The sequence below is a fragment of the Paenibacillus sp. RC73 genome, assembly GCF_044908085.1.
Taxonomy (GTDB): Bacteria; Bacillota; Bacilli; order Paenibacillales; family Paenibacillaceae; genus Paenibacillus; species Paenibacillus terrae_A.
In genome coordinates this window covers 1-2,025 of the sequence record NZ_JBIYCV010000033.1, presented here as the reverse complement: position 1 = coordinate 2,025, position 2,025 = coordinate 1, and the positions used below count along the sequence as shown (strand labels likewise).

Genomic DNA, 2,025 nt, shown 5'->3' with positions numbered 1-2,025 from the left:
GATGGTTCACCAGTCGCTATCCGGTACGGCTTTCCTTTCCGGCAGGGCAGGCATTATCCGTGCAAATCAAGACGGTGAAGGAGGAGCTGCGGCGGGTTCCCAACAAAGGTATAGGGTATGGGCTGCTGCGCTACACCTCGGATCAGACCGAGGATGGACCGGCTGGTCAAACACCGGAAATCAGTTTTAACTACCTGGGGCAATTCGATACGGAGACTGGTTATGAAGGCATGCAGGTAGCGGCTTTTATGGGCGGACTATCTGTCAGTCCCAACCAGAGCAGACTCTATGCACTTGATATTAACGGCATCGTGGCGCAAGGACAACTGTCTTTCAGCATCAGCTACAGTGCCAAACAATTTGAAAAGCAAAGTATACAAAAGCTGGCTTGGCTGCTGCACGATAAAATCATTGAAATTATGGAGCATTGCGTGAGTCAGGAACAGGTGCAGCTTACGCCAAGTGATGTTTCAATGAAAGGATTGTCCGTTGGAGAATTGGACGAACTGCTGGAGCAACTGCAGCATGCTTGCGAGCATCCTCAAGAGGTTGAAAATATTTACTCTTTAACGCCGATGCAAAAGGGAATGTTGTTTCACGGCGTAGCTGACAGGCAATCATCTGCTTATGTCGAGCAGATTTTATTTAAGCTGCATGGTCAGCTTAACGTGGATCACTTTGCAAATGCTTTGGAAAAAGTAATGCAGAGACATAGCGTATTTCGTACTTTTTTTATGGATAATTGGCGGAATGCTCCGCTGCAAATAGTATATCGGAATGCCCGGTTGAGCTTCGTTTATGAAGACATGGGCGCACTAAATGAACAACAGTATAAGGAGCATGTAAGGTTATGCGCGTTGCAAGAAAAGGAGCTCGGATTCGACTTGGCACGCGGGCCATTGATGCGCATGACCATTTTGGGCACAAAAGACCATCAATACCAGTGTATCTGGACATTTCATCATATCATTCTGGACGGTTGGTGTCTGCCACTCTTTTTCGGTGAGCTGATGGAGCATTACGATGCTGCACTCCAGCAACGGCAGGCTGAGCTACCTGCTGTAGCTCCATACTCCCAATATATCGAGTGGCTTGAAGCGCAAAACCATGAAGAGGCATCTGCCTACTGGCAGGCTTATTTGGATGGGTATGAAGGGCAAGCGAATGTCCCTGCCGCTACGCTTCTTCAAAAAGCGAACGACAGCTATGTATGTGAAGAACAAACTTGCCTTATAGATGGAGAATTAACACGTTACATGAAGATGGCAGCCGCTGACGTGCAAGTTACTGTCAATACTTTTATACAGACTGTATGGGGAACGCTACTTCAAAAACATAACGACAGTGATGATGTTGTCTTTGGTAGCGTAGTGTCAGGTAGACCGGCAGAACTGGAAGGTGTCTCCACTATGGTGGGACCATGTATTAACACCATCCCGGTACGTATTCGCACAACAGCAGATATGAGCTTTGCAGAGCTGCTTCAAATGAGTCAACGACAGGCGATTTCTTCCATCGCATATGATACGTATCCATTATATGAGATGCAGAGGGAGAGCGGTCGAAAGCAAGAATTGATTACGCATATACTGGTGTTTGAAAATTATCCGGTGGACGCACAGATGCATAAGCTCGTACAGGGGGGGCACAAATCCGGTTTAACGATAGCCAATGTGGAGATTCGTGAGCAGACGAACTATGATTTTAATCTCATTGTGCTGCCTGGCGAAACATTCACATTCAAATTTCAATACAATGCAAGCACCTATAGTCAGGCAGACATAGAGCAAATCAGCAACCAGTTGCTTCATCTTTTGCGGCAAATAGCGGAACGCCCGCACATGCGTGTCAACGAGCTCCAGTGGGTAACCGAGGCGGACAAACGTCTGATTCTGGACGTCTTTAATGATACCGCCCAAGCATATCCGCCTGAGCAACCCATTGCGCAGTTGTTTGAAGAACAGGCAGCGCGTGTACCCGAGCAAATTGCGGTTGTGTGCGGGGACAAGAGCTGGACCTACCGTG

1 protein-coding gene is annotated in these 2,025 nt (G+C 47.7%); it reads left to right on the top strand.

Annotated features, from left to right (window positions below):
• Positions 1-2,025 (top strand): condensation domain-containing protein (locus ABH897_RS27515; RefSeq protein WP_404593014.1); only part of this gene is annotated, 2,025 nt, incomplete at both ends.